Source organism: Arthrobacter sp. JB02-1C (assembly GCF_057748045.1).
The window spans coordinates 2,741,225-2,766,004 of the sequence record NZ_CM173235.1; the positions used below are offsets into that span (position 1 = coordinate 2,741,225).

Consider the following 24,780-nt stretch of genomic DNA (forward strand, 5'->3'; position numbering starts at 1 on the left):
GCGAACCCTGCCATTGCCGGTATCCTTTCTGGGGACACGAGACCAGCAGAACGGACCCCCTTGGTACAGATTGAACAACTCGCCGCCAGAACACCGGCGGTTTCCGTGGATGAGCTCCTCAACGGCTTTTATCCGTCGCCGCGCTTCGGTGAGGTGTCCTTCGCCAGCTACCGCCCGGATCCCGCCCAGCCCAGCCAGGCGCATGCGGTCCGGGCCCTGGAAAGCTTCGCTGCCGGCGTCGGCTCCCGGGACGGGGAAAGCCTGTTCAAACGGTTTTTCGGGAAAAAGGACACCTCGCGCGCCGGTATTTACCTTGACGGCGGCTTCGGAGTCGGAAAAACCCACCTGCTGGCCTCGCTCTGGCACGCGTCCCCGGGACCCAAGGCCTTCGGTACCTTCGTGGAATACACCAACCTGGTGGGCGCCCTGTCGTTCCGAAAGACGGTGGACGCGCTCAGCGGCTACAAGCTGGTCTGCATCGACGAATTCGAACTCGACGACCCCGGTGACACGGTCCTGATGTCCCGGCTGATGCGCGAGCTGGCCGACGCCGGTGTGAAGCTCGCCGCCACCTCCAACACGCTGCCCGGCTCGCTCGGTGACGGGCGCTTCGCAGCCGTGGACTTCCAGCGCGAGATCCAGGTCCTTGCGGACCAGTTCGACGTCGTCCGGATCGACGGCGAGGATTTCCGGCACCGCGGCCTGCCCAAGGCGCCGGCGCCGCTGCGGAACGACGAACTGACCCGCCACATGAATGCCGAGTTTGACGGCCAAACCGTGGCGCGGGACGAATTCAGCACCCTCATCAACCACCTTGCAGGGGTGCACCCCAGCCGGTACCGGCAGCTGCTCGACGGCATCGACGGGGTGGTGTGGCGCAACGTCGAAACCATCACCGAGCAGGCCGTCGCGTTGCGCTTCGTGGTGCTGGCGGACCGGCTCTACGACAAGGATGTGCCGATCCTGGCCAGCGGCGTGCCGTTTGATCGGCTCTTCACCGAGGAAATGATGACCGGCGGGTACATGAAGAAGTACTTCCGGGCGGTGTCCCGCCTGACCGCGCTGGCCCGTGAAGGGCAAAACCACGAGCCGTCCTAGCTGAGCGCGGCGGGGGCCGGGACCGTTAAACGCCGAAGGTGCCGGCGCCGCCTCTCGGCGGGACCGGCACCTCCCTGACGTACCTGGGTCAGAGGCCCTGCTGCCGGGGATACCCGGCGACCGGTGGCTCCTCCTCCGCGACGTGCGGCTCGGCGACCGGGGACGTTTCAGGCCGCCCGTTCGCGTTGTCGACGTAGTCGGAGGCGCCTCGCTGGGCGGAATCTACTTTGTCGGCGTATTTTCCGCCGGTCTTTGAATCGACGAAATCACCCGCCTTTTCGATGCCGTCCTTGATGGCTTGTTCGTTGCCACCAATCAGATGCTGAGCTTTGCCCTTCAGATCGTCAATTAATCCCACGGGCACCTCCCTTCAGTCGCGGAGCCAGATCGCTCCTGGCGCTTACGATCCTAACCGGGCTGCGGGAGCGTGCCAAGGGGTCTACGCCCAGAGGAGAACGACCCTGGTCGGTGCAGGCCCGGCAGGGCAACAAAAAAGCAGCTCCGGGGGAGCTGCTTTCGTGGTGGGCGATACTGGGATCGAACCAGTGACCTCTTCCGTGTCAGGGAAGCGCGCTACCGCTGCGCCAATCGCCCGCAACCGGAAGGATCCGGAGTGGAGTTGTGTGAATCTCGAAACGACAGAGCGGACGACGAGATTCGAACTCGCGACATCCACCTTGGCAAGGTGGTGCTCTACCAGCTGAGCTACGTCCGCATTTTTAGTCCGTCCGGCCGGGCCGGCGGTACTGGATCAAGCAAGTTGCCTTGCTTTGGTGGGCGATACTGGGATCGAACCAGTGACCTCTTCCGTGTCAGGGAAGCGCGCTACCGCTGCGCCAATCGCCCCTACGCATCCGGCCGGAACCGGAAACCAGGGTTTTCACCGAGGTGGGTACGGGATTCGAACCCGTGTATACGGCTTTGCAGGCCGCTGCCTCGCCTCTCGGCCAACCCACCGTGTAGCGTTGGCTTCCTAAAAAATGAAAACCGCTGCCGTGACAGTGTCCTGCGAGCGGACGACGAGATTCGAACTCGCGACATCCACCTTGGCAAGGTGGTGCTCTACCAGCTGAGCTACGTCCGCAGTGTTGCCTGCGATTCAGTGCCAATATCGGCAATTCCTCGCGTTCCAACGAGTAAGAACTCTATAGGAGGTTCAGGCAATCCACAAATCGAAAGGCGGTCCGTGCGGCGGTACCCCCGTCCTTCCCTGCAAACTAGCGGATTTTCCTAATTACATGCCTGTAATTCACGGGGTCCGGGGCCAGGGCGGCGACGGCGACGGGCCAGAGTGGGTCGGCGGAAGGCGCGCGCATTGCCGGGCCGGCACTCCGCCGGGTTGCCGAAGATGGCCGCTAAGTCGGCCCGTGATGCGGCCTTCTTCGTCCATTGGACGCAGCGCGGAGGAGCGCATTGAACGGCCCGGCCGGCGTCGAACCCGCCGATTTCTAAATTCCGCCGGGGTGGGCTAGCATTCAATGGCACCGGGGCGATTGGCGCAGTGGTAGCGCGCTTCGTTCACACCGAAGAGGTCACTGGTTCGAACCCAGTATCGCCCACCCTGGGAAGGGGCCCGTTCCGCTCATTGAGCGGGGCGGGCTTTTTCGTTTTCCGCCAGTGTCCTACCCCCGTGAAAGAGTCGTTCCATGACCGCTCCACTTCTTGCCCACGCCACTGAACACGGCCGGATGTACGCCCGCTCCACCTCCGACCAGTTCTCCGTACCCTCGATTACCACGGTGATCGGTCAGCAGCCCCACGGACTGGACGGCTGGTTCGGCTACATGGGCGCCAACAGCCTCGCAGCCGACCCGTCGCTGCCCGCGATCCTGGGCAGTCCGGCCAAGGTGCGCCAGGCCGTCAGCCGTGCCGCGAAGGCCGCCGAAACCCACCGGGACGACGCGGCGAAACGTGGCGACCGCGTGCACAACTACTGCGAGCAGGTGGCCCTGCGGGCGCTCGGCCGTCCGCACCTGATGAAGGAGACCCGGGAAGCACTGGCGGCCAACGGCGAGGAAGCCTTTGCGGCGCGCTTTGACGAGTGGTGGGAGACGTTCCAGGTGGAGCCGATCGCGCCCGAGATCACGGTGTGGAACACGACGGTCGGCTACGCGGGCACCCTGGACCTGGTGGCGCGGATCAACGGGCGCACCTGCCTGATCGACTACAAGACCAAGGGCACCAGCCGGGATGGAACCGTCAAGCCGCTGGATGCCAAGGTCGTCATGCAGCTGGTGGCCGGCATGAAGGCGGAGGAAAGCCTCGTGGATCCGGTGGCGGGGGAGTGGGAAGCCTGGCAGCACGGCGGCTCACCGCTGCTGCTGGCCGTGGCCATCGGCGAGACCGAGGTCCGGCCGCAGCGGGCCAACCCTGATGTGCTCAAGTATCACTGGTGGAAGTTCTGCGCGCTGCGCCGGGTGTGGGAGATGTCAGCCGACACCCTCGCTGCCGGACCGGCCCTGTTGCCGCTCGCGCCGCCGGTGGCCCGCTAGGTATTCGACGGATTTTCCAGCCAACGAATAGAGCTTGCCGACGCCGGCTGGCGTAACTTCCACAACGGCCGAGGAAACAGACCAGCCATAGAATTCTCCGATGACCCTTCGGATTCGCTTTGCATCGCCGGCCGACTACGCGGTGATCGAGCAGATAGAGAACGCGGCCGACCAACTCCTCATTGACTGGCTGACACCCGCGAGTTGGCCACCCGCTCCGTCCGGAGCGTCGAGAGCGGCGGACGCTGGTTACCTTCTGGTTGCGCAGGAGACCGAGGGAAGCGCCGTGGTCGCGTTCGTGCACGTGCTCGAGCGGGACCAACTTGCCCACTTGGAGCAGTTGTCGGTGCTCCCCGCGCACGGCAGGCGCGGACACGGTCGGGCACTGGTCGAGGCAGCGAAGAAAGAAGCACGCCGCCGCGGTTACCAGTCGTTGAGTCTGCGAACCTACGCCGATGTCCCCTGGAACGGGCCTTTCTATAGCCGCGCGGGCTTTGTCGAGACGAAGCCAGCGACCGAGTTCCATGTTCAACTCGAGAGATGCGAAGAGCGACTCGGGCTCGACTTGCACGGTAGTCGGATTCAGATGACAGCCGATCTCCGGTAGTTCCGGTCCGCACGTTCATCCAGGGCCGGCAACAAATCGGCGACAATCGAGGCCGGTACGGTCTTCGAGTTGCGCGGAAGAGACGTGGCCCGAACGGGAGCCGGCGGCCGATTTGGGCCGGACCCTGGGCCTGCCGTCAAGTCACCTTGACTGAACCCGCCGAGAGGAAGAATTGGTTGCGCCGCGGGCGTCGGCTTGGATCGAGGTGCGGCGGCGGAATGAACCAGGGGATGCCGGCCCGCATCTGGATGGCCCACTGCTCCTTGTGGATCAGATGGTGGTGATGCGAACACAGTAAGGTGCCGTTTTCAGTTCCAGTGCTCCCGCCACGGGACCAGTAGTCGATATGGTGTGCCTCGCACCAGGAAGCGGGAATGCTGCACCCGGGAAAGGCGCAGCCCTGGTCGCGCGCGATAAGTGCCTTGCGGACATGTGGCGGGAAAACTCGGGACGCGCGGCCGATGTCCAGGACCCGGCCCCGGCCACCCAGCAGCACCGGGATGATGTCCGCGTCGCAGGCGATTTTTCGAACCGTGGAGGCGGTGACGGGACCGGTGAAAAGCATCGTTCCGGTTCCGGCGGAGCCTCCCGGACCGGCGCCGGACTTTGCTACCGCGCCCGGGCCGGTGGGAACGGCACGGTTGAGGCGGTCGAGCAGGTCGCGGTAGTCGATCGTGACCATGACCTGTGGCCGCAGGCCTCCCGCGGCGGGCAAGCCGCCCGACCCAAGGGCGACCTTGCAGCCGCTTACGAGGCCGTCGAGGAGTTTCTGCGGGCGCGAACGGAGATCGAGTTCGACGGTACACGGCGGCGGCTCGTCACCGGTGAGAACCGCCGCCGTGCCCCCGGCGCTGCCGGCCCTGGGGTTGGTGGCCGTGTTCATGACGGTCAGCAATTGCTCGAACTGCTCGGCGGTCGCAAAGATCTCAAGATGCCGAAGCCCACGGCGTGGCTTACGGATGAAAGCGCCCTGCAGCTGGTGAAGCAACTCTTCGGATGGCTCAGCCCCGTCCGGGTCCAGCGCCTCGGCCCAGCCCTGGGCCACCCGGGCGAGAAAGTCTGGGTCGTTTTCAGCGGCGGTCCGCGTCAGTGCATGCTCCATCCTGGCGAGGTCCTCTGCGCCGCAAAAGAGCCCCGCGCGGTCCAGGGCCGCCACCGCCAGGCCCGCGGAACACGCCGAAACCTCGCCGTCGGCGACGGCGGCGGCGAGCTCCTCATGGACGGGCGCCAGCACGTTCCCTGCGAGTCCCGGGCGCGGCAGGAGACGGCCGGCAAGACGCAACCGGTTCCGGGCTTCGGCCGCTTTGATCTGCAGGCGTGCGCGCAGAAATTCCGTGGTGTTGCGGTATCCGTCGTCGAGGACATTCGGGGGCTGGCCGGGAGCGGCATTCCCAGCATCGCCGGTGCCGGGCGGCGATGTGTCCTCGCCCGTGTCCTCGCGCCATCCCGTCGTCCACGACGCGCCGCCGGCCGCTGCCCCTCTGCCGCTGGCCCCGGCTGCGGCCTCCGCCCGGGTCCGGTCCACGGCTGCAGCCGCCACCAGCTGCCAGTAATCCATCAGCCGGGAAAGCTCTTCGACTTTGCCGGCGAAGTCCGCAGCCGCCTCGAACCCCACGGCCGCGGCGTCCTCGACCGCCATCGGACTCGCCGCGCGCAGCAGGGAAAGGGCCCCTTCAATCGCTGCACTTTGCATCGTGCCGACGCGCCGGGTCTCCCGCAACCCGGTGTCCGGCAACGCAAGGAGACCCTCAGCGAAATCCTCGGCGACTTCCATGTCCCAAGTCTGCCCGGGGGGTCTGACATTTTGGCGTCCCGGAGAACGGCGGCAGAATTGCGCCCGGGTTTCCCTACTAAACTGGGGGGAATCCTGAAGCCGCCCACCGTGAGGACCGATACGCCATGGCCATCTTGAATATCCGCATCATCGGGGACCCTGTGCTGCGCACAGTCGCCGATCCCGTGACGGAATTCGGGCCGGAGCTTGAAAAGCTGGTTGCTGACATGACCGAAACCATGGAGGACGTCGAGGGCGCCGGCCTCGCAGCGCCCCAGGTCGGCATCAGCCAGCGCGTCTTCACCTACCGGATCCGCGGGGTCGAGGGACACATCATCAACCCCGTCCTGGAGAACAGCGAAGACTTCCAGCCCGACGAGATCGAAGGCTGCCTCTCCATTCCGGGCCTGGGATTCCCGGTCCGGCGGCACCGCAGCACCCGCGTCTCCGGCGTCGATCTGCACGGCAACCCGGTCCACCTCGAAGGTGAGGGCATGCTGGCCCGCGTCTTCCAGCACGAAACCGACCACCTGGACGGGATCCTGTTCACCGACCGGCTCGAAGGCGACGACCGAAAAGCCGCGCTGCGGGCCATCCGCAACGCCAACTACGAGGCGATCACCGAGCAGACGACGTCGAAACGGGCCAAATCGGTCGGCTCCAGTTTCGGCTCCGGCTCCTCCTTCGGAATTGGCCAGTGAGGGTCCTTTTCGCGGGAACCCCGGCCGTTGCCGTCCCCTCGCTCGATGCCCTGGTCGCAGCCGGCTTCGACGTCGTCGCTGTGCTGACCCGGCCGGACGCACCGCTGGGGCGCAAACGGGTGCTGACGCCGTCGCCGGTCGCCGCCCGGGCCGCGGAGCTGGGCATTGAGGTGATCCACGCCGCCAAGGTCGACGCCGCCATCACCGCCCGGATCGAGGCCGCGGCGCCCGACGTCGCCGCGATCGTCGCCTACGGCGGGCTCATTCCCCGAGCCGCCCTGGAGGTCCCCCGCCACGGTTGGATCAATCTGCACTTCTCCCTGCTGCCGGCCTGGCGCGGTGCGGCCCCGGTGCAACGCGCCCTGATTGCCGGTGACGACATCACCGGTGCGGTCACCTTCCAACTCGAAGAAGGGCTCGATACCGGTCCGGTCTTCGGCACCTTGACCGAGGCCGTGCAGCCGCAGGACACTGCCGGCGCACTGCTGGACCGGCTGTCCCACAGCGGCGCGGTGCTGCTGACCCAGACACTTTCCGCGGTCGACGCCGGCCGGGCAGCCGCGGTCCCGCAGCAGGGCGAGGTCAGTCTCGCCCCCAAACTCAGCCTGTCCGACGGCAGGCTGGACTGGCAGCAGCCGGCCCTCGCGCTCGGGCGAAGGGCCCGGGGAGTGACACCGGAGCCGGGGGCGTGGACCACCCTGGCCGGCCAGCGCCTCAAGCTCGAACCGGTGCTGCTCCGGCCCGACGCCCCTGCGCTGCCACCGGGCCACCTGGCCCTGGCCGGCAAGGCAGTGCTGGCGGGCACGGGGTCGCACCCGGTGGAACTGACCCGGGTCCAGCCCGCGGGCAAAAAGATGATGACCGCCGCCGACTGGGCGCGCGGACAGGCGACACTTGAAAGCGTGGTCTTCGAATGAGCGAGTCCGGAACAGACAACCAGGGCGGCCCGGGCGGCCCGGGCGGGCGTGACCAGAACGGCCAGGCCGGCGGCGGCCGCGGCCAGGGGCCCCGGGCCGGCGTGAAGCGGGATGCGCAGGGCCGGGAGCGGAACCGCGGCCCGAAACGCGGTTTCACCGAAAACGCCCCCTCCCAGCGCACCCGCCGCGCGGACCCTGCCCGGCTGGTGGCCTTTGAGGTCCTGCGGGCGGTCGCCGCGGACGACGCCTACGCCAACCTTGTGCTGCCGGCCCGGATCCGGCACCACGGGCTGGACAAGCGCGACGCCGGGTTCGCGACCGAGCTCAGCTACGGCGCGCTCCGCGGCCAGGGCACCTACGACGCCGTGCTGGCCCGCTGCGTGGACCGCCCGCTCGACCAGCTCGACCCCGCCATCCTGGACGCGCTGCGGATCGGCGCCCACCAGCTGCTGGCCATGCGCGTGCCGGCCCACGCCGCCCTCGACGAGACGGTGGGCCTGGCCCGCGCTGTCATCGGGGCAGGACCGTCGGGGCTGATCAACGCCGTGCTCCGCAAGGTCTCCGCGCACTCGCTGGAGGAGTGGCTGGACCTGTTGCTCAGCGACGAGACGGATCAGACGAAGGTGGCTTCGGTCCGCTACGCCCACCCCGAGTGGATCGTGCGTGCCTTCCGGCAGTCGCTGGTGGCGCACGGACGCCCGGTATCGGAAATCACCGATCTGCTTGAGGCGGACAACGCTGCGCCCGTCGTCAACCTCGTGGCGCTGCCCGGCCTCGGCAGCCTCGACGAGGCGCTGGAAGGCGGCGCCACCCCCGGCGAACTGGTCGAAGGCTCCGCGCTGTCCAGCGGCGGGGACCTGGGCCGGCTTGCCTCGGTGCGCGACGGTAGCACCCGGGTCCAGGACGTCGGTTCCCAGCTGGTGGCCCGCGCGCTGGCCGCCGTCGACCTGGCGGCCGTCGACCTGTCCGCCGGCGGGATGCAGCCCGCCGGGTCCGCACCCGGCGGCGGCGAACGCTGGCTCGATCTCTGCGCCGGCCCGGGCGGCAAGGCAGCCCTGCTGGGAGCCCTCGCCCGGCAGCAGGGCGCCACCCTGCTCGCCAACGAACCGGCGCCGCACCGCGCCAAGCTGGTCCGCCAGGCCCTGACCGCCGTCCCGCACGAGGTCTGGCACGTGCGCACCGGGGACGGCCGCGAGGTAGGGACCGAAATGGCGCAAAGCTTCGACCGGGTGCTCGTGGACGTGCCCTGCACCGGTCTGGGCGCCCTCCGCCGTCGGCCGGAATCCCGCTGGCGGCGCACCCCCAAAGACTTGGTGGACCTGGGCCCGCTGCAACGCGAACTGCTCAAGTCCGCCCTGGACGCGGTTAAGCCCGGCGGCGTCGTGGCATACGTGACGTGTTCCCCGCACCCGGCGGAGACCACCGCCGTCGTCAGTGACGCCCTGCGCAAGCGCGACGATCTGGAACTGCTCGACGCCGGGGCCGCCCTTGATGCGGTGAGCCTCACCGGCCACCTTGAGGCCGGCCACGAACTCACTGCGCAGCTCTGGCCGCACCGGCACCAGACCGACGCGATGTTCCTGGCGCTGATCCACAAGAAAGCCTGAGCCGGGCCCCGCCGGCACCGGTTCCTCCACCAGCTCGAAGACAAGGACATCCATGGCCCACCGCTGTATCAACCCCAGCATCCTCTCGGCTGACTTCGCGAACCTCCAGTCCGAGCTGCACAAAATCAGGACCGCTGATGCCGTGCATGTGGACGTGATGGACAACCACTTCGTGCCCAACCTGTCGATCGGCCTCCCGGTCGTGCAGCGGCTGCAGGAAGTGAGCCCCATTCCGCTGGACGCGCACCTCATGATCGCGGACGTCGACCGGTGGGCCCCGGCCTACGCCGACGCCGGCGTGGCCTCCGTGACGTTCCACGCGGAGGCATCCGCCGCCCCGGTTAAGCTCGCCCGCGAACTGCGGGCCCGGGGCGCCAAGGCGGGCCTGGCGCTGCGGCCCGGCAGCGGCGTGGAGCCGTACCTGGACCTGTTGGCCGAGCTGGACATGATCCTGATCATGACAGTGGAACCCGGCTTCGGCGGACAGGAGTTCCTGGACGTGACGCTGCCGAAAATCAGCCGGACCCGGGCCGCCATCGACGCCGCCGGACTGGACATCCGGCTGCAGGTGGACGGAGGCATCACCGCGGACACCATCGGCCGTGCCGCCGAGGCCGGCGCCGACGTGTTCGTCGCGGGGTCGGCGGTCTACGGCGCAGCCGACCCGGCCGAGGCCATCGCCCGCCTTCGCACCGCCTGAGCCGGAGTGCCGGGCCGGTCCGGCCGAACATGACGAAAAAGCACGCCCGGCCCGCCGGGAATAGCCTGGCCCGGCGGCGGGTTGTGTCAGAATAGCTACACACATACGTGCTCCGGGGTCGGTGTAAGTCCGAACCGGCGGTTATAGTCCGCGACCCGCGAGCCGGACGCTTTCCTATCGGAGGGCCGACGGCGGACGGTTGAACCGGTGGAATTCCGGTACCGACAGTTAAAGTCTGGATGAGAGAAGCACGTACAGCTGTTGACTGTGGCGCCCCAGGGCGCCGTGGAAGTGCGCTGTCGTATACCCCGGAGCCATCGCGGTTCTCAGGGAAGGAACGACACACATGAACCCCTTGCGATGGCTCTTCGCCACCACCGCCGCCCGGCGCACCCGGGCCGGCGCCAAATGAGTGCCCTGCAGGCGTCCGCCGGCTTCAGCGCCGCAGAGACGTCCGCCATGGACATCGCCCTCGCGGCGGCCGCCCGCGGCCCGCGCGGAGCCAACCCGCTGGTAGGCGCCGTCATCCTTGGCCGGGACGGCTCCCCGCTTGTCACCGGCTACCACCGTGGCGCCGGTACCGCCCACGCCGAGGCTGACGCGCTGTCGCTGGCCGCGGCCGCCGGGCTGGACCTGCAGGGGACCACCATGGTCGTCACCCTTGAGCCCTGCAACCACTGCGGCCGCACCGGGCCCTGCGCCCGCGCCATTATCGACGCCGGCATCGGCGACGTCGTCTACGCCGTGGACGACCCGCACGACCCGGCCGCCGGGGGAGCGGCAACGCTGCGCGAGGCCGGGGTCCGGGTCCGCTCCGGACTGGGCGCCGTCGCCGCACTGGAGCTCAACCGCCGCTGGTTCGACGCCGTGGCCGCGAAACGTCCGTTCGTCACCCTGCACATCGCCCAGACGCTCGACAGCCGGATCGCCGCCAGCGACGGCACCAGCCAGTGGATCTCCAGCCCCGAGTCGCTGGCAGACAACCACGCCCTGCGCGGCAGGATCGACGCCATCTTGGTGGGCACCCAGACCGTGCTGGTCGACGACCCGCGGCTCACCGCCCGCAACCCCGACGGCGCCGCGGCCGGCAAGCAGCCGCTGCGCGCGGTCATGGGACTGCGCGGGATCCCCGACGGCGCCGCGGTCAACGGCGCTGACGGCAAGGTGCTGCATCTGCCCACCCGGGAACCACGCGAGGCGCTGGACCGGTTGTTCGACGCCGGTGTCCGGCACCTCATGGTCGAGGGCGGCTCACGGATCCTGAGCGCCTTCCTGGCCGCCGGCCTGGTCGACGAACTCATTGTCTACCTGGCACCGACGCTGCTGGGCTCCGGTACGGCCGCCCTCGACGACCTCGGCATCGGCACCCTTGCCGACGCGCAGCACTGGGACTGGGACGAGGCTGCCGGCGGAGCCGTGCAGCGGCTCGGCCGCGACCTTCGGCTCCAGCTGCGCCCCCGAACCGGCGCGGGCCCCGACGCGGCCCAGGCCGCCACCGCAACTTCATCCAATTTCACGCCGCGCAACAACGCGGATACCGCCGCAGGAGGCTACTGATGTTTACCGGGATTATCGCCGAACAAGGAAAGGTGCTGTCCGTCGAGCGCGACGGCGACAGCAGCGCCACACTGCGGCTGCACGCGCCCGCCAGCACGGAGGGCCTGGCGCTGGGCGGCTCGGTTGCCGTCAACGGGGTCTGCCTGACCGCCACCGAAATCGACGGGCCGGACTTCAGCGTCGACGTCATCGGCGAGACACTGGTCCGGAGCACTATCGGCGCGCTGGCAGCCGGCGACCCGGTCAACCTGGAACGCTGCGTCCCTGCCGGCGGCCGGCTCGACGGCCATGTGGTCCAGGGACACGTCGACGGTGTGGGCGAACTCCTGGAGCGCGAGTCGCTCGGGAACTGGGACCGGCTCCGGTTCGGTGTGCCGTCCGGGCTGGCCCGCTATATCGCCGAAAAAGGCTCCATCGCCATCGACGGTGTCTCACTGACTGTCACCGCGGTGAGCCCGGCCACCGAACCAGACCCCTGGTTCGAGGTGGGACTGATTCCCACGACGCTGGCCGAAACCGGCCTCGGCGCCAAGGCCGCCGGCAGCCGCGTCAACCTGGAGGTGGACGTCCTCGCCAAATACACCGAACGTTTGCTCGCCTTTGCGCCCGCCGCCCAGGCCAGGCAGGCAGCAAAATGAGCCGGCTGCAGGACCCGAGCGCCCTCGCGGTGGACGCGCCGCTGTTGGACCCGATCGAGGACGCCATCCGCGCGATGGCGGACGGGCGCCCGGTCCTGGTGGTCGACGACGAGGACCGTGAAAACGAGGGCGACATCATCTTCGCCGCCCAGCACGCCACTCCGGCGCTGATGGGCTGGACCATCCGGTACAGCTCAGGCGTGATCTGCGTGCCGCTGGAGGACGGACGGGCGGACGCCCTGGCGCTGCCGCCCATGGTGGCGGTCAACCAGGACGCCAAGGGCACCGCCTACACCGTCAGCTGCGATGCGGCCACCGGCATCAGCACCGGGATCTCCGCGACGGACCGCGCCCTGACGGCACGGATTCTGGCCGATCCCACGAGCCAGCCCGCCTCGCTGACCCGGCCCGGGCATGTTTTTCCGCTTCGCGCCGTTAAGGGGGGTGTGCGGGAACGTCCGGGCCACACCGAGGCCGCCGTCGAGCTGTGCCGGCTGGCCGGCCTCGAACCCGTGGGCGTGATTGCAGAACTGGTGCACGACGATGGAGAGATGATGCGGCTTGACGCAGTTCGCGGCTTTGCCAACGAACACGGCTGCCCGCTGATCTCAATTGCCGAGCTGGTGGGCTACCTTGAATCCGGGAACCCCGGCAGCCACCCGGCGGCTTCCGCCTGACCTTTGGCATGAGGAGAGACATGACGACTTCTGAAGCGCAGCCGGCCACCTCCGGGCACCAGCCGCATCCGGTGTCCGGTGGACCGATCGTCCAACTGCCCACCGCGCACGGCGATTTCGTGGCGCAGGCCTGGACGGACCTGGCCACCGGTGTCGAACACCTCGCCGTCAGCTCGCCGTTACCCGCCGTCGACGGCCAGGCGCCCTTGGTGCGGCTGCACTCGGAATGCCTCACCGGTGACGTGTTCGGCTCGTACCGTTGTGACTGCGGCGAACAGCTGGCCTATGCCCTGGAGATGATCCACGAGTACGGCGGCACGCTGCTCTACCTGCGGGGCCAGGAGGGCCGCGGGATCGGCCTGGCGAACAAAATCAAGGCGTACGCCCTGCAGGAAGCCGGCTTCGACACCGTCGAGGCCAACGAACAGCTGGGCCTGCCCGTGGACGCCAGGTGCTACAAGGCCGCCGCCCAGATCCTGGCCGAGATGGGCTTGCACGAGATCCGGCTGCTGAGCAACAACCCGGACAAACAGGACCGGCTGGCCCAGGCCGGGGTCCGGGTGGTCGAGATGGTGCCCACGGAAGTGCCGTCCCGGGAACAGAACCTCCGCTACCTGCAGACCAAGAAGGACAGGATGGACCACCGGCTGGTCCTCGACATGCAGCCCGCCCCGGCCACGGCGCCGCTGGCCTTTGAGCACGAACAAGACTGAGCACGAACAAGACTGATCACCACCAAGACTGACCGGCACGTGTCAGCACCCCCACCACCCACAGCAAGGATGTACGCATGAGCGGCCACGGCGCCCCCCAGATTGACCTCACCACCTTCGAGCCCGGGGAAACCTCACAGCTCAAACTGGCCATCGTGGCCGCAAGCTGGCACACCCAAATCATGGACGGGCTGCTTGACGGTGCACTGCGCGCGGCGAAGGAGGCCGGCATCGGCGAACCCACGGTGCTGCGCGTCCCCGGCGCCTTCGAACTGCCGGTCGCAGCCGCCCGCCTGGCGCCGCATTTCGATGCCGTGGTGGCGCTGGGCGTGGTGATCCGCGGCGGGACGCCGCACTTCGAATACGTCTGTGAAGCCGCGACCATGGGCCTGACCGAGGTCAGCGTCCGCACCGGCGTCCCCGTCGGCTTCGGCGTCCTGACCTGCGACACCGAACAGCAGGGCATCGACCGGGCCGGACTCCCCGGCTCCACCGAGGACAAGGGCCACGAGGCCGTCACGGCCGCGCTGGCCACCGCCGTCACCCTGCGGCAGTACAGCTGAGCTGTGTGTTCACTCACATCGCCCACGTCATCCCGGGGCCCGGCAGGCGTGGTCCGGCCGTGAACAAGTAGGCTGGAGGGCGTGAAGAATTTCGAGTCGCTGTTCGCAGAACTGAGTGAGAAGGCAGCCAGCCGCCCGGAGGGCTCCCGCACCGTCGCCGAACTGGAGTCCGGAGTCCACGGCATCGGCAAGAAGGTCGTGGAGGAAGCGGCCGAGGTCTGGATGGCTGCCGAGTACGAATCCGACGAGGCTGCCGCCGAGGAAATTTCGCAGCTCCTCTACCATCTGCAGGTTCTGATGCTCGCCAAAGGCCTCAGCCTGGAAGACGTCTACAAGCATCTCTAGCCACGTCGCGCCGGCCTCCGGAGAACTGATTCCGCGAGGACGGCGCCCCGCGTGGCCCGCTGTGCCCGATGACTTCCCACCAGAAAGAACCCACCATGCTTAGAGTTGCCGTCCCCAACAAGGGATCCCTGTCCGAAGCCGCCTCCGCCATGCTCGCCGAGGCCGGCTACCGCCAGCGCCGCGACAGCCGCGAATTGGTCCTGGTCGACCCGGACAACGACATTGAATTCTTCTTCCTCCGTCCCCGTGACATCGCCGTCTACGTCGGCCAGGGCACCTTGGATGTAGGCATCACCGGCCGCGACCTGTTGCTCGACGCCCAGGTCGAAGCGGAGGAACTGCTGCAGCTGGGCTTCGCCGTCTCCACGTTCCGGTTCGCCGGCCCGGTGGGCGACTTCACCAGCATCGGCCAGCTGGCCGGCAAGCGCCTCGCCACCAGCTACGACGGGCTGCTCCGGCGCTACCTCGCGGAGCGCGGCATCGACGCCAAGGTCGTCCGCCTCGACGGCGCCGTCGAGTCTTCGGTGCGGCTGGGAGTCGCGGACGCGATCGCCGACGTCGTCGAGACCGGCACCACGCTCAAAGCCGCCGGGATGGAAATCTTCGGCGAGCCGATCCTTAACTCCGAATCGGTCCTGATCGGCCGGCCCGGCGAGCAGAACCCGGCCATCGAGGTGCTGATCCGCCGCCTCCAGGGCGTCCTGGTGGCGCGCCGGTACGTCCTGATGGACTATGACGTCCGCAAGGAACTCGTCGAGCAGGCAGCCGCGCTGACGCCCGGACTGGAATCGCCCACGGTTTCCCCGCTCCGCGACTCGGACTGGGTGGCGGTGCGCTCGATGGTGTCGAAGAAAGACACCAACCGGGTGATGGACGAACTCTATGACCTCGGCGCCCGCGCCATCCTGGTCAGCAGTATCCACGCCTGCCGGATCTAACCCGGTGAAGCCGCTATCCGCCACTGAAGTCCAGGAGCAGCCATGTCGCTAGCCGTCCGTGTCATCCCGTGCCTGGACGTCGACGCCGGCCGCGTGGTTAAGGGCATTAACTTCGAGGGCCTGCGCGACGCCGGCGACCCGGTGGAACTCGCTCACCGCTACGACAACGGCAGCGCCGACGAACTGACGTTCCTGGATGTCACGGCGTCCTCCGGCAACCGCGAAACGACCTTCGACGTCGTCCGCCGCACCGCGGAGGAGGTCTTCATCCCGCTGACCGTGGGCGGCGGCGTCCGCGGCGTGGCCGAGGTCGACAAGCTGCTGCGTTTCGGCGCGGACAAGGCCGCCATCAACACCGCGGCGGTGTCCCGGCCCGGCGTCATCGACGAGATCACCCGGCACTTCGGCTCCCAGGTCCTCGTCCTTTCGCTGGACGCCCGGCGGACCCGTCCGGGCTCAAAGCCGACACCTTCCGGTTTTGAGGTGACCACGCATGGCGGCCGTCAGGGGACCGGCATCGACGCCCTTGCCTGGGCACGCGAGGCCGCCGACCGCGGGGTCGGCGAGATCCTGCTCAACTCCATCGACGCCGACGGCACCAAGGACGGGTTCGACCTGGAACTGATCCGGCTGGCCCGCGCCAGCGTCACGGTGCCGCTGATTGCTTCCGGCGGTGCCGGGAAGCCGGAACACTTCCCGCCCGCGGTCGCGGCCGGGGCCGACGCCGTGCTGGCCGCCTCGGTGTTCCACTTCGGCCCGCTCGACATGATCGCCCAGGTCAAGGCGGCCATCCGCGCGGCAGGCTTCGAGGTCCGCTAATCCCCACCCGCCCCCTATCCTCGCAAGCTCGGACAGGGAACCCTGCGGGCGTGGGCCCACCACCCGCCCCCTATCCTCGCAAGCTCGGACAGGGAACCCTGCGGGCGTGGGCCCACCACCCGCCCCCTATCCTCGCAAGCTCGGACAGGGAACCCTGCGGGCGTGGGCCCACCACCCGCTTAAAACCAACGCGGGGCCACTTAGCGCTCATCCCGAGGGGAATACGGGCGCGACGTGACCCCGCGTTGAGTGGTTTAAGCGGAGTTTACAGGCCGACCTCTGCGGACTGCAGCAGCGCGACGGCGTCCGGCTGGCCCTCGAAGGTCACCAGCGCATGCCGGGTCCGGCCGTGGGCGTGCATCAGGAGTTCGCCGGGTTCGCCCACGATCGCGACCGATACCGGTGCGCGCTTGGCCACGTGCCGGGGGCCGGAGGGCCGGACCAGCACGATGCCGAGGTCAACGCCGCGGTACAGGATGGCGGCGCGTTTGATCAGCTCGGCCCAGAGGGCATCGGAGTAGTCCTCGTCCAGCGCCCGCGGCGCCCAGCGGTCCACCGCGCGGCGCACGTCCTCGGTGTGCACGAAGTACTCGATCAGGTTCGAACTTTCGTCGACGGCCTTGATCCGCATGGGGGAGAGCGCAGGTGGTCCGGCCCGGAAGGTGTTGACCAGCCGGGCGTAGGCGTCCGGGGCGGTGAGCCGGGACGCGAGCTCGGCAGTGGCCTCGTCCGAAGCCTTGGAGAGCCGCTTGATCAGGAGCCCGAGTCCCACCCGGGCCTTTCGTTCGCGCAGGTACAGGTGCGCGGCAAGATGACGGGTCTGCCAGCCCTCGCAGAGCGTGGGCGCGTCAGGGCCGGCCGCCAGCAGGGTTTCGGCCAGGACTTCTCGGGACGGGTCGACGTAATGCATCACCTGTGAAACTAGCACGAGACGCCGGGACGTGGGCACAGGATGCGCCAAGGTTTCGGCCACCGCCGGCTTTTCGCGCCGATGTTAAGCCCGGGGCCGCCGGCCCGGGCAGCGGCGCCCTCCGAGGCACTAGACTTGACCTGATGTCTGAGCAGCCTGCCCCCACCCCCTCCAGCCGATCCACGGTCAGCCGATCCACGGCGGCCGACACCGCCGCCCTCCCGGCGGAACTCGCCGCAGCCCTCAAGCGGGACAGCGCCGGCCTGGTCGCCGCCATCATCCAGCAGTTCGACAGCAACGAGGTGCTCATGCTGGGCTGGATGGACGACGAGGCACTGCGCCGCACGCTGACCACCGGGCGGGTGACCTTCTTCTCCCGCTCGCGCCAGGAATACTGGCGCAAGGGCGACACGTCCGGCCACGTCCAGTGGGTGAAGTCCCTCGCGCTCGACTGCGACGGCGACGCCCTGCTGGTCCGGGTGGACCAGGTCGGGGCGGCCTGCCACACCGGGACCCGGACCTGTTTCGACGGCCGCGAGCTCGACGCCGTCGTCGGCCACGCAGACTAGGCAGCCCCGGGCGGATCCCGGCCGCCGCCGGAGCGCCGGCACCCCACCAGCTTCAGACCCAGAGAACAGGCGGACAAACGCAGCCATGCAGGACCTTGGAATCATCAGCCCCAGCCTGGACGAGTTCCGGAAACTGGCCGGCGGCAGCCGTGTCATCCCCGTCCGGCTGAAGGTACTGGCCGACGCCGAGACCCCGATCGGGCTGTACCGCAAGCTTGCCCAGGGCCAGCCCGGTACCTTCCTGCTGGAGTCCGCGGCGGTCGGCGGGTCATGGTCCCGTTACTCCTTTGTCGGTGCGAAGTCCCGCGCAACCCTGACCACCCGTGACGGGCAGGCCCACTGGCTCGGCGAACCGCCCGTCGGCGTCCCGCTCGACGGCAGCCCGGTCGACGCCATCCGGGACACCGTCAGCGCCCTGCACACCGAGCGTTTCGAGGGGCTGCCGCCCTTCACCTCAGGCCTCGTTGGCTTCCTCGGCTGGGAAACGGTCCGGCACTGGGAAAAGCTCACCAGCCCGCCCGAGGATGACCTGCAGCTGCCGGAACTGGCGCTGAACCTGGTCACGGACATGGCCGTGCACGACAACATGGACGGCACGGTCCTGCTGATCGCCAACGCCATCAACTTCGACAACAGCTCCGAACGTGTCGACGAAGCCTGGCACGACGCCGTCGCGCGGGTGAAGGCGCTGCTGGCCAAGATCAGCACCCCGACGGAACAACCCGTCTCGGTCCTCGACGCAGAGGCCCTCGACTTCGCCGCGAGCGTGCAGGAACGGTGGGCAGAGAGCGACTACCTCGCCGCGCTGGACCGCGGCAAGGAAGCGATCGTGGATGGCGAAGTCTTCCAGGTCGTCATCTCCCGCCGCTTCGAAATGCAATGCGGCGCGGACCCGCTGGACGTCTACCGGGTGCTGCGCAACACCAACCCCAGCCCCTACATGTACCTCTTCAGCCTCGAGGACGCCAACGGCCGGGAGTACTCGATCGTCGGCTCCTCCCCGGAGGCCCTCGTGACGGTCACCGGCGAGGACGTCATCACCCATCCGATCGCCGGCTCCCGGCCGCGCGGCAAGACGATCGAAGCGGACAAGGCACTGGCCGAGGAACTCCTCGCGGACGAAAAGGAACGCGCCGAACACCTCATGCTCGTGGACCTGTCCCGCAACGACCTCTCCAAGGTCAGCGTCGCCGGAACCGTCGATGTCACCCAGTTCATGGAGGTCGAGCGGTTCAGCCACATCATGCACCTGGTGTCCACGGTGGTGGGCAAGCTCGCCCCGGCCGCCACGGCCTACGACGTCCTGAGGGCAACCTTCCCGGCCGGTACCCTGTCCGGCGCCCCCAAGCCCAGGGCCCTGCGCCTGCTGGACGAACTCGAACCCCACCGCCGCGGCATTTACGGCGGCGTGGTCGGCTACCTGGACTTCGCCGGCGACATGGACATGGCCATCGCTATCCGTTCCGCCCTGCTCCGTGAAGGCCGCGCCTACGTGCAGGCCGGCGGCGGGATCGTGGCCGACTCGGTCAACGCCACGGAAGCGCAGGAGACCGTCAACAAGGCCGCCGCGCCGATGCGCGCCGTGCACACGGCCCGGTCGCTGCGGAACCTGCACGCCGGCACCGGGACCAACGCCGGCGCCGGAGCTGGCCAGCCATGAGCGGCTCCGCCGGCACCGTCCGCAGCAGCAGCCCCGCCGTGCCACGCTGGGCCCGCAAATCCACCCTGGTCCTGCTGATCGCCGTCCTGGCGCTGGCCGTTTTCGGCACCACCACCCAGACCTGGCTGACCGTACACCTCGACCCGGGCCAGCTGGGCCAGGGCGTCACCAGCCAGAACGGGTTGCAGGTCCAGGGCAGCAAGGCGGCCACCGCGGTGACCGCCCTCGCCCTCGTCGCCCTGGCCGGCGGCCTGGCCGCGTCGATCGCGGGGCGCATCGCCCGCTGGATCGTCACGGCGATCATCCTGCTCGCCGCGGCCGGAATCATCGCCGCGGCCGCGACCGTCCTGGCCGACCCGCAGGCCGCTGCGCAGGGCTCCGTCGCCGCCGCTACCGGCATCAGCGGCAGCAACGTCCAGGTGGCCCTGACCGCCTTTCCGGTGCTCGCCGTCGTTGCCGGCGCCCTCCTGGCGCTGAGCGCCCTGGCGATCATCCCGGCGGGACGGTTCTGGAAGGGCCGGACCAAGTACGACACAGCCGCCACCGCCGGAACCACGGACCCGGCCGAGCCGGCCGACGAGATCGACAGCTGGGACCGGCTCTCCCGCGGCGACGATCCCACCTAACCCGCTGCCGCCCCGGCAGAAACAGCCGCGCGCCGTAACGGCGGCCAATACCACGGCCAAAAAATGGCAGAATGTAAGCAGTATTGAACCTGAGGAGATTTCCATGAGCAAAGCCCCTGTTTCCGCACCCACGCCCGCTGCCGGCACCGGCATCTACGACGGCGTCGACCACAGCGAACCCACCGGCCACGGCAACAGCCCCGCGGCCTGGACCACCGTAATCGTCATGCTGGTCGGCGCGCTCATCGCGGCCATCGCCTTCGCCATCGCTAACACCCCGATCTTCATCGCCGGAGTCGTCGTGATGCTGATCGGCCTCGTGATCGGCTTCATCATGCGCAAGGCCGGCTACGGCGTTGGCGGCAGCAAGCTGAAGAACGCCGGCCACTAGGCGTGAGCGTTCTCGATGACCTCAATGCCGGTGTCAGGGAGGACATGGAGGCCCGCCGGCGGCTCGTTCCGCTCGCCGAGCTAAAGGAACGTGCCGCCGCGGCGGCCCCGGCGCGGGACGCCTGGGCCGCCCTCGGCGGCCCCTCGGCCCGGGACCGGCTGAAGGTGATCGCCGAAATCAAGCGGCGCAGCCCCTCGAAGGGGGCGCTGGCCAGCATCGCTGACCCGGCATCCCTGGCCGTGCAGTACGCCGACGGCGGTGCCGCCGTGATCAGCGTCCTCACCGAGCAGCGGCGCTTCAACGGTTCGCTCGCGGACCTGGACGCCGTCCGGGCGGCCGTGGACATCCCGCTGCTGCGCAAGGACTTCATGATCGACGAGTACCAGATCTGGGAGGCCCGCGCCCACGGCGCCGACCTGGTCCTGCTGATCGTCGCCTCGCTGTCCGACGAGCAACTGCGCGAGTACAGCGCGCTCAGCCGCGAACTGGGCATGAACGTGCTCGTTGAGACGCATACGGCCGCTGAAATCGAACGCGCCGCCGCAGCCGGTGCGCGGATCATCGGGGTCAACGTCCGCAACCTCAAGACCCTCGACGTCGACCGTTCCGTCTTCGCCGAACTCGCCGCGGACATCCCGGCCGGCACCCTGGTGATCGCCGAATCGGGGGTGCGCAACGTCGACGACGTCAGGCACTACGCCGCCAGCGGCGCCAACGCCGTCCTGGTCGGCGAGGCGCTGGTCAGCGACGCCACCCCGCGGGAACGCATCGCCGAATTCATGTCCGCCGGCGCCGAAGAAATCGCCGCACGCTCCTGACCGAAGGCCATGCCGGGCGGATGCCCGGACGCCCCGGGCTATTGTGCGGCCCAAGACCTAATTAGCAGTGGAACAGGATGGTGAGACTGATGGTCGATGCGCCAGCAGCCGGCTCTGACGAAAGCCCCGCGGACGCGTTCTTGCACGGCGCCCGCCCCGGAGATGACGGGGCGCAGGGCACTCCGAGCCTGCGGCACGCACCCGGACCGTACTTTGGTTCCTACGGCGGCCGCTGGATGCCCGAATCCCTGATCGCCGCCCTCGACGAACTCGAGGACACCTTCGAGAAGGCCAAGGCCGACCCCGAGTTCACCGCCCAGATCGCGGACCTGAACAAGAACTACTCCGGCCGGCCCTCGCTGCTCACCGAAGCCAAGCGCTTCGCCGCGCACGCCGGGGGAGTACGCATCTTCCTCAAGCGCGAAGACCTGAACCACACCGGCTCGCACAAGATCAACAATGTCCTGGGACAGGCCCTGCTGGCCAAGCGGATGGGCAAAACCCGGGTCATCGCCGAGACCGGCGCCGGCCAGCACGGTGTGGCCAGTGCCACCGCTGCCGCACTGCTGGGCCTCGAATGCGTGGTCTACATGGGCGCCGAAGATTGCCGCCGGCAGGCGCTGAACGTTGCCCGGATGGAGCTCCTCGGCGCCAAGGTCATCCCGGTGACCAACGGGTCCCAGACGCTGAAGGACGCCATCAACGAGGCGCTCCGCGACTGGGTCGCCAACGTGGACACCACGCACTACCTGCTCGGAACCGCTGCCGGAGCGCACCCGTTCCCGGCCATGGTCCGCTACTTCCACGAGGTCATCGGTGAGGAAGCACGCGCCCAGATCCTGGCCCAGACTGGCCGGCTGCCGGACGCTGTCTGTGCCTGCATCGGCGGCGGCTCCAACGCCATCGGCATCTTCCACGGCTTCCTGGACGACCCCGCGGTAAAGATCTACGGCTTCGAGGCCGGCGGCGACGGCGTCGAAACCGGCCGCCACGCCGCGACCATCACGCTCGGCCGCCCCGGCGTCCTGCACGGCGCCCGTTCCTACCTGATGCAGGACGAGGACGGCCAGACGATCGAATCACACTCCATCTCGGCGGGCCTCGACTACCCGGGCGTCGGACCGGAACACTCCTACCTCGCCGACATCGGCCGGGTCAGCTACGAACCCATCACCGACAGCGAGGCCATGGAGGCTTTCCGCCTGCTCTGCCGCACCGAGGGCATCATCCCGGCCATCGAATCCGCCCACGCCCTCGCCGGGGCCATGAAGGTCGGACAGCGTCTGGCCGCCGCAGCCGGCCCCGGGGGCGAGGGTGCAGCCGCGGACAAGATCGTGATCGTCAACCTTTCGGGCCGCGGTGACAAGGACGTGGCCACCGCCGCGGAATGGTTCAACCTGCTGGACCAGGATTCACCCGAAGCCGAGATCGCCCAGGAGGGGGAGCAGCTGTGAGCACCGAGGACAACCGCGCCGAAGGCGCAGCAGCCACACCCGGCACCGGCAGCAAGTCGGCCGCCGCCATCGACCGGGCCAGGGCCCAGGGCCGGGCCGCCCTGATCGGCTACCTGCCCGCAGGCTACCCGACCGTTGAGGACACCATCGCCGCCGGCATTGCGCTGGCCGAAAACGGTGCCGACCTGATCGAAATCGGCATCCCGTACTCGGACCCGGTCATGGACGGCCCCGTCATCCAGGCCGCCACTACCGAGGCCCTCGCCAGCGGCTTCCACGTCCGGCAGGTTTTCGACGTGGTGCGCGGCATCACCAGCCGCACCGGTGCCGCCGTCCTGGTCATGACCTACTGGAACCCGGTGGTCCGGATGGGCGTGGACGAATTCTCCCGCCTGCTCGCCGAAGCCGGGGGAGCCGGGCTGATCACCCCGGACCTGATCCCGGACGAAGCCGCCGAATGGATGGCGGCCTCGGACAAGTACGGCCTGGACCGGGTATTCCTGGTAGCGCCGTCCTCGACCCCTGAGCGGATGAAGCGCACCGTCGACGCGAGCCGCGGCTTCGTCTACGCCGTGTCCATCATGGGGGTCACCGGCGCCCGGGCATCGGTCAGTTCCGCGGCCAGGGACGTGGTCTCCGCCGCCCACGCCGCCGGCGCCGAACGCGTCTGCGTGGGCCTCGGAGTATCCAACGCCGGCCACGTCCGCGAAATCGCCGCCTACGCCGACGGCGTCATTGTCGGCACGGCGCTCGTCGCGGCGATCGGGGAGGGCGGCGTCGATGCTGTAGCGTCCTTGACGAAAGAGCTCAGCACCGGCCTCAGCCAGGAAGAAGTGTAAGCAATGCAGTCAGTCCTCCACGCGGCAGCGATGGTTTCCGCGAGCATCCCGAGCCCGGGGTGGTCCGGCTTCGATATCCCGCTGCCCTGGGGGACCCTGCGCATCCACGCCTACGCCCTGTGCATCCTGGCGGGAATCGTCGTCGGCCTCTGGCTGACCTCGGTGCGCTGGGCCCGCCGCGGAGCGCCGGAGGGCAGCGTCTGGGACATCGCCATCTGGGCCATCCCCTTTGGCATCATCGGCGGCCGGCTCTACCACGTGATCTCCTCGCCTGAGGCATACTTCGGTCCAGGCTTCGACGGCACCGGCGATCTGTCGCTGATTCCGCAGATCCAGCGCGGCGGCCTCGGGATCTGGGGCGCGGTGGTGCTGGGCGCCGTCGGCGCCTGGATCGGCTGCCGCCGCGCCGGCGTCAAGCTCAGCGCGTTCCTGGACGCAGCGGCCCCGGGCCTGCTGCTGGCGCAGGCCATCGGGCGCTGGGGCAACTACTTTAACCAGGAGCTGTTCGGCGCGCCCACCACGCTGCCCTGGGGGTTGCAGATCGACCCTAACAACCCCAACTTCCCGGCCGGCATGCCGGCGGACACCCTGTTCCACCCTACGTTTCTCTATGAGTCGCTCTGGAACCTGGTAGGAGTGGGGCTGCTGCTGCTGCTGGACCGGAAGTTCTCCTTCCGCCGCTCCCGCCTGTTCTGGCTCTACGCCATCTACTACACGCTGGGCCGCGTCTGGATCGAAGCGCTCCGGATCGACGAGGCCGAGCAGATCAACCTGTTCGGCATCACCACCCGGCTCAACGTCTGGACCAGCATTTTCGTCCTGGTCGGCGCGCTGGTGGTCTTCATCGCGCTCGGCCTGCGAAAGCGCGCGGGTGTGGATTCCCCGTACCTTCCCGGCCGGGAGCCGACTGCAGCGGATGGCGACGCGGAGCCCGACGACGAGGGGCCGGAGGGGCTGCCCGCAACCGTGCCCGCCGTCGGCGTCCAGCATTCGGACGCTTCTGTCTCAGATTCAAACCCGGGTGATAATGTCCCGGATAACCAAAGCGGTTCGGGCCCACTTGCGGACCCGACCGCCGCGGCCGGGGAATCCGCCGACGGCACCAAGGCCGCCGCGGAGTCAACGGCAACCGGAACATCCGGCCGCCGCACCTCCGGAACCGCGCCGGAAGCTGACAGCACCAAGTAAGACAGCACCGGCAAAGGGCTGCACGGCGACCGCCGGCTGAGCCCGAGACCACAACGTTGTGGCTACAGGACAGGTAGCGGACTGCAGACAACTGCGCCCCATGCAAGCCTGGGCCGTGCGCCGCGTAACTGTTCGTGCAGAAAGCGGCACGGGCCTACAATTCCAGTAGGAAATTCACG

26 protein-coding genes, 6 tRNA genes and 1 riboswitch are annotated in these 24,780 nt (G+C 68.7%); of the genes, 24 read left to right on the forward strand and 8 right to left on the reverse strand.

Going from position 1 to position 24,780, the window contains the following annotated elements:
* Positions 1 to 60: 60 nt before the first annotated feature.
* On the forward strand, positions 61 to 1,098 hold the full coding sequence (zapE, locus tag AC3ANP_RS12845; protein ID WP_488330553.1) for a cell division protein ZapE: 1,038 nt from the start codon (positions 61 to 63) through the stop codon (positions 1,096 to 1,098).
* An 88-nt stretch (positions 1,099 to 1,186) separates the two neighbouring features.
* On the opposite strand, the gene AC3ANP_RS12850 is transcribed toward zapE, so the two are convergent.
* From AC3ANP_RS12850 to AC3ANP_RS12875, 6 genes are all read right to left on the reverse strand, one after another.
* Entirely contained in the window at positions 1,187 to 1,456 is a 270-nt protein-coding gene (locus AC3ANP_RS12850; protein ID WP_488330554.1) for an antitoxin, read from the reverse strand.
* 161 nt (positions 1,457 to 1,617) lie between these two features.
* Positions 1,618 to 1,692: transfer RNA gene (locus AC3ANP_RS12855), tRNA-Val, on the reverse strand.
* 48 nt (positions 1,693 to 1,740) lie between these two features.
* Positions 1,741 to 1,813, reverse strand: a tRNA-Gly gene (locus tag AC3ANP_RS12860).
* Positions 1,814 to 1,869: 56 nt separating this feature from the next.
* Positions 1,870 to 1,944, reverse strand: a tRNA-Val gene (locus tag AC3ANP_RS12865).
* 40 nt (positions 1,945 to 1,984) lie between these two features.
* A tRNA-Cys gene (locus AC3ANP_RS12870) sits at positions 1,985 to 2,055 on the reverse strand.
* A 54-nt stretch (positions 2,056 to 2,109) separates the two neighbouring features.
* Positions 2,110 to 2,182 (reverse strand) — tRNA-Gly (locus AC3ANP_RS12875).
* Between the two features lie 403 nt (positions 2,183 to 2,585).
* On the opposite strand from AC3ANP_RS12875, the gene AC3ANP_RS12880 reads away from it, so the two are divergent.
* The 3 genes from AC3ANP_RS12880 to AC3ANP_RS12890 all read left to right on the forward strand — a co-directional run bounded on the left by AC3ANP_RS12880 (position 2,586) and on the right by AC3ANP_RS12890 (position 4,197).
* A tRNA-Val gene (locus tag AC3ANP_RS12880) sits at positions 2,586 to 2,657 on the forward strand.
* Between the two features lie 87 nt (positions 2,658 to 2,744).
* Positions 2,745 to 3,590 carry a cytochrome gene (locus tag AC3ANP_RS12885; protein ID WP_488330555.1) on the forward strand — a complete coding sequence of 282 codons (846 nt, stop codon included), beginning with the start codon at positions 2,745 to 2,747 and terminating at the stop codon, positions 3,588 to 3,590.
* Positions 3,591 to 3,690: 100 nt separating this feature from the next.
* Positions 3,691 to 4,197 carry a GNAT family N-acetyltransferase gene (locus AC3ANP_RS12890; protein WP_488330556.1) on the forward strand — a complete coding sequence of 169 codons (507 nt, stop codon included), beginning with the start codon at positions 3,691 to 3,693 and terminating at the stop codon, positions 4,195 to 4,197.
* A 136-nt stretch (positions 4,198 to 4,333) separates the two neighbouring features.
* Here AC3ANP_RS12890 and AC3ANP_RS12895 read toward each other — a convergent pair whose 3' ends face one another.
* Positions 4,334 to 5,971 carry an HNH endonuclease signature motif containing protein gene (locus AC3ANP_RS12895; RefSeq protein WP_488330557.1) on the reverse strand — a complete coding sequence of 546 codons (1,638 nt, stop codon included), beginning with the start codon at positions 5,969 to 5,971 and terminating at the stop codon, positions 4,334 to 4,336.
* Between the two features lie 125 nt (positions 5,972 to 6,096).
* Between AC3ANP_RS12895 and def the strand changes: the two genes are divergently transcribed.
* From def to hisF, 12 genes are all read left to right on the forward strand, one after another.
* The gene (def, locus tag AC3ANP_RS12900) at positions 6,097 to 6,672 is read left to right on the forward strand and encodes a peptide deformylase (RefSeq protein ID WP_488330558.1); all 576 of its coding nucleotides are present in this window, start codon (positions 6,097 to 6,099) and stop codon (positions 6,670 to 6,672) included.
* Positions 6,669 to 7,589 (forward strand): methionyl-tRNA formyltransferase, encoded by a 921-nt coding sequence (gene fmt / locus AC3ANP_RS12905; RefSeq protein WP_488330559.1) that lies wholly within the window; start codon positions 6,669 to 6,671, stop codon positions 7,587 to 7,589. The genes def and fmt overlap by 4 nt, the downstream gene beginning before the upstream one ends.
* Positions 7,586 to 9,196, forward strand: coding sequence for an RsmB/NOP family class I SAM-dependent RNA methyltransferase (locus AC3ANP_RS12910; protein WP_488330560.1), 1,611 nt, complete (start codon positions 7,586 to 7,588; stop codon positions 9,194 to 9,196). The genes fmt and AC3ANP_RS12910 overlap by 4 nt, the downstream gene beginning before the upstream one ends.
* Positions 9,197 to 9,248: 52 nt before the next feature.
* Complete coding sequence (gene rpe / locus AC3ANP_RS12915) at positions 9,249 to 9,896, forward strand: ribulose-phosphate 3-epimerase (protein ID WP_488330561.1); 648 nt, start codon at positions 9,249 to 9,251, stop codon at positions 9,894 to 9,896.
* 103 nt (positions 9,897 to 9,999) lie between these two features.
* Positions 10,000 to 10,152, forward strand: a riboswitch (FMN riboswitch).
* Between the two features lie 152 nt (positions 10,153 to 10,304).
* Positions 10,305 to 11,453, forward strand: a complete 1,149-nt coding sequence (gene ribD, locus AC3ANP_RS12920) for a bifunctional diaminohydroxyphosphoribosylaminopyrimidine deaminase/5-amino-6-(5-phosphoribosylamino)uracil reductase RibD (RefSeq protein WP_488330562.1) — start codon at positions 10,305 to 10,307, stop codon at positions 11,451 to 11,453.
* The gene (locus tag AC3ANP_RS12925; protein WP_488330563.1) at positions 11,453 to 12,091 is read left to right on the forward strand and encodes a riboflavin synthase; all 639 of its coding nucleotides are present in this window, start codon (positions 11,453 to 11,455) and stop codon (positions 12,089 to 12,091) included. The genes ribD and AC3ANP_RS12925 overlap by 1 nt, the downstream gene beginning before the upstream one ends.
* Complete coding sequence (ribB, locus tag AC3ANP_RS12930) at positions 12,088 to 12,768, forward strand: 3,4-dihydroxy-2-butanone-4-phosphate synthase (protein ID WP_488330564.1); 681 nt, start codon at positions 12,088 to 12,090, stop codon at positions 12,766 to 12,768. The genes AC3ANP_RS12925 and ribB overlap by 4 nt, the downstream gene beginning before the upstream one ends.
* 20 nt (positions 12,769 to 12,788) lie before the next feature.
* Positions 12,789 to 13,481, forward strand: coding sequence for a GTP cyclohydrolase II (gene ribA / locus AC3ANP_RS12935; RefSeq protein WP_488330565.1), 693 nt, complete (start codon positions 12,789 to 12,791; stop codon positions 13,479 to 13,481).
* Positions 13,482 to 13,558: 77 nt separating this feature from the next.
* Positions 13,559 to 14,044 carry a 6,7-dimethyl-8-ribityllumazine synthase gene (gene ribH / locus AC3ANP_RS12940; RefSeq protein WP_488330566.1) on the forward strand — a complete coding sequence of 162 codons (486 nt, stop codon included), beginning with the start codon at positions 13,559 to 13,561 and terminating at the stop codon, positions 14,042 to 14,044.
* A gap of 81 nt (positions 14,045 to 14,125) precedes the next feature.
* A complete protein-coding gene (locus AC3ANP_RS12945; protein ID WP_488330567.1) occupies positions 14,126 to 14,389 on the forward strand; it encodes a phosphoribosyl-ATP diphosphatase in 264 nt (87 codons plus the stop codon).
* 95 nt (positions 14,390 to 14,484) lie between these two features.
* Positions 14,485 to 15,327, forward strand: coding sequence for an ATP phosphoribosyltransferase (gene hisG, locus AC3ANP_RS12950; RefSeq protein WP_488330568.1), 843 nt, complete (start codon positions 14,485 to 14,487; stop codon positions 15,325 to 15,327).
* A 42-nt stretch (positions 15,328 to 15,369) separates the two neighbouring features.
* Positions 15,370 to 16,146, forward strand: a complete 777-nt coding sequence (gene hisF, locus AC3ANP_RS12955) for an imidazole glycerol phosphate synthase subunit HisF (protein WP_488330569.1) — start codon at positions 15,370 to 15,372, stop codon at positions 16,144 to 16,146.
* Between the two features lie 265 nt (positions 16,147 to 16,411).
* Here hisF and AC3ANP_RS12960 read toward each other — a convergent pair whose 3' ends face one another.
* Complete coding sequence (locus tag AC3ANP_RS12960) at positions 16,412 to 17,056, reverse strand: TIGR03085 family metal-binding protein (RefSeq protein ID WP_488333053.1); 645 nt, start codon at positions 17,054 to 17,056, stop codon at positions 16,412 to 16,414.
* A 143-nt stretch (positions 17,057 to 17,199) separates the two neighbouring features.
* Here AC3ANP_RS12960 and hisI point away from each other — a divergent pair, with 143 nt between their 5' ends.
* From hisI to lgt, 8 genes are all read left to right on the forward strand, one after another.
* Positions 17,200 to 17,625 (forward strand): phosphoribosyl-AMP cyclohydrolase, encoded by a 426-nt coding sequence (gene hisI / locus AC3ANP_RS12965; RefSeq protein WP_488330570.1) that lies wholly within the window; start codon positions 17,200 to 17,202, stop codon positions 17,623 to 17,625.
* An 85-nt stretch (positions 17,626 to 17,710) separates the two neighbouring features.
* Positions 17,711 to 19,285: an anthranilate synthase component I gene (locus AC3ANP_RS12970; RefSeq protein ID WP_488330571.1), complete on the forward strand. Its 1,575-nt coding sequence runs from the start codon at positions 17,711 to 17,713 to the stop codon at positions 19,283 to 19,285.
* A complete protein-coding gene (locus tag AC3ANP_RS12975) occupies positions 19,282 to 19,911 on the forward strand; it encodes a Trp biosynthesis-associated membrane protein (protein ID WP_488330572.1) in 630 nt (209 codons plus the stop codon). Before AC3ANP_RS12970 ends, AC3ANP_RS12975 begins: the two co-directional genes overlap by 4 nt.
* 103 nt (positions 19,912 to 20,014) lie before the next feature.
* Complete coding sequence (locus AC3ANP_RS12980) at positions 20,015 to 20,302, forward strand: HGxxPAAW family protein (protein ID WP_488330573.1); 288 nt, start codon at positions 20,015 to 20,017, stop codon at positions 20,300 to 20,302.
* A gap of 2 nt (positions 20,303 to 20,304) precedes the next feature.
* Positions 20,305 to 21,120: an indole-3-glycerol phosphate synthase TrpC gene (gene trpC, locus AC3ANP_RS12985; protein WP_488330574.1), complete on the forward strand. Its 816-nt coding sequence runs from the start codon at positions 20,305 to 20,307 to the stop codon at positions 21,118 to 21,120.
* Between the two features lie 89 nt (positions 21,121 to 21,209).
* Complete coding sequence (gene trpB / locus AC3ANP_RS12990; RefSeq protein ID WP_488330575.1) at positions 21,210 to 22,574, forward strand: tryptophan synthase subunit beta; 1,365 nt, start codon at positions 21,210 to 21,212, stop codon at positions 22,572 to 22,574.
* On the forward strand, positions 22,571 to 23,413 hold the full coding sequence (gene trpA, locus AC3ANP_RS12995; protein WP_488330576.1) for a tryptophan synthase subunit alpha: 843 nt from the start codon (positions 22,571 to 22,573) through the stop codon (positions 23,411 to 23,413). Before trpB ends, trpA begins: the two co-directional genes overlap by 4 nt.
* A 3-nt stretch (positions 23,414 to 23,416) precedes the next feature.
* On the forward strand, positions 23,417 to 24,601 hold the full coding sequence (gene lgt / locus AC3ANP_RS13000; protein ID WP_488330577.1) for a prolipoprotein diacylglyceryl transferase: 1,185 nt from the start codon (positions 23,417 to 23,419) through the stop codon (positions 24,599 to 24,601).
* Positions 24,602 to 24,780 lie beyond the last annotated feature (179 nt).

What these genes read in the sequence shown, in the direction of transcription:
- AC3ANP_RS12975 (WP_488330572.1), top strand. Translation starts at nt 19,282, where the DNA reads ATGAGCGGCTCCGCCGGCACCGTCCGCAGCAGCAGCCCCGCCGTGCCA.
- ribA (WP_488330565.1), top strand. Translation starts at nt 12,789, where the DNA reads ATGACGACTTCTGAAGCGCAGCCGGCCACCTCCGGGCACCAGCCGCAT.
- AC3ANP_RS12885 (WP_488330555.1), top strand. Translation starts at nt 2,745, where the DNA reads ATGACCGCTCCACTTCTTGCCCACGCCACTGAACACGGCCGGATGTAC.
- hisI (WP_488330570.1), top strand. Translation starts at nt 17,200, where the DNA reads ATGTCTGAGCAGCCTGCCCCCACCCCCTCCAGCCGATCCACGGTCAGC.
- ribD (WP_488330562.1), top strand. Translation starts at nt 10,305, where the DNA reads ATGAGTGCCCTGCAGGCGTCCGCCGGCTTCAGCGCCGCAGAGACGTCC.
- ribH (WP_488330566.1), top strand. Translation starts at nt 13,559, where the DNA reads ATGAGCGGCCACGGCGCCCCCCAGATTGACCTCACCACCTTCGAGCCC.
- AC3ANP_RS12980 (WP_488330573.1), top strand. Translation starts at nt 20,015, where the DNA reads ATGAGCAAAGCCCCTGTTTCCGCACCCACGCCCGCTGCCGGCACCGGC.
- lgt (WP_488330577.1), top strand. Translation starts at nt 23,417, where the DNA reads ATGCAGTCAGTCCTCCACGCGGCAGCGATGGTTTCCGCGAGCATCCCG.
- hisF (WP_488330569.1), top strand. Translation starts at nt 15,370, where the DNA reads ATGTCGCTAGCCGTCCGTGTCATCCCGTGCCTGGACGTCGACGCCGGC.
- hisG (WP_488330568.1), top strand. Translation starts at nt 14,485, where the DNA reads ATGCTTAGAGTTGCCGTCCCCAACAAGGGATCCCTGTCCGAAGCCGCC.
- AC3ANP_RS12890 (WP_488330556.1), top strand. Translation starts at nt 3,691, where the DNA reads ATGACCCTTCGGATTCGCTTTGCATCGCCGGCCGACTACGCGGTGATC.
- AC3ANP_RS12910 (WP_488330560.1), top strand. Translation starts at nt 7,586, where the DNA reads ATGAGCGAGTCCGGAACAGACAACCAGGGCGGCCCGGGCGGCCCGGGC.
- rpe (WP_488330561.1), top strand. Translation starts at nt 9,249, where the DNA reads ATGGCCCACCGCTGTATCAACCCCAGCATCCTCTCGGCTGACTTCGCG.
- ribB (WP_488330564.1), top strand. Translation starts at nt 12,088, where the DNA reads ATGAGCCGGCTGCAGGACCCGAGCGCCCTCGCGGTGGACGCGCCGCTG.
- def (WP_488330558.1), top strand. Translation starts at nt 6,097, where the DNA reads ATGGCCATCTTGAATATCCGCATCATCGGGGACCCTGTGCTGCGCACA.
- AC3ANP_RS12970 (WP_488330571.1), top strand. Translation starts at nt 17,711, where the DNA reads ATGCAGGACCTTGGAATCATCAGCCCCAGCCTGGACGAGTTCCGGAAA.
- AC3ANP_RS12925 (WP_488330563.1), top strand. Translation starts at nt 11,453, where the DNA reads ATGTTTACCGGGATTATCGCCGAACAAGGAAAGGTGCTGTCCGTCGAG.
- trpB (WP_488330575.1), top strand. Translation starts at nt 21,210, where the DNA reads ATGGTCGATGCGCCAGCAGCCGGCTCTGACGAAAGCCCCGCGGACGCG.
- AC3ANP_RS12895 (WP_488330557.1), bottom strand. Translation starts at nt 5,971, where the DNA reads ATGGAAGTCGCCGAGGATTTCGCTGAGGGTCTCCTTGCGTTGCCGGAC.
- AC3ANP_RS12960 (WP_488333053.1), bottom strand. Translation starts at nt 17,056, where the DNA reads ATGCATTACGTCGACCCGTCCCGAGAAGTCCTGGCCGAAACCCTGCTG.